The sequence below is a fragment of the Bartonella sp. MR168JLCBS genome (assembly GCF_042194175.1).
The window spans coordinates 481-760 of record NZ_JBHIMP010000323.1; the positions used below are offsets into that span (position 1 = coordinate 481).

Here is a 280-nt window from a genome sequence, read left to right on the forward strand (position 1 = left end):
CTCATTAAAATTATGTGGTTTGATGATGCAAAAGCGCATTTTATTATTTTATCGAGTGAGCTTCGGTTTTGTCTTTGTCTTTCTGCATTATTTATTTTATTTTATACGCTTTTTGGAATTTGGTTTGCTGACTTGGCAGAAAAAGCCGCTATTGCATTGTTTTAATTAATATGGTTTATCTCTTATCGGATTTTGCACAAAAACAGGGTTACGCTGTTGAATCTTACGAAAATGTTGATTCAACAAATCTTATTGCTCAGCGAAGAGCGTATGCTGGCCA

Annotated in this window: 2 pseudogenes; both read left to right on the forward strand. The window is 33.9% G+C overall.

The features are described 5' to 3' along the window. A pseudogene (locus ACFIK8_RS11170) lies at positions 1-165 on the forward strand (NADH-quinone oxidoreductase subunit N); the annotation flags it as partial. Continuing rightward, a pseudogene (locus ACFIK8_RS11175) lies at positions 165-280 on the forward strand (biotin--[acetyl-CoA-carboxylase] ligase); the annotation flags it as partial. The pseudogenes ACFIK8_RS11170 and ACFIK8_RS11175, both read left to right, overlap by 1 nt.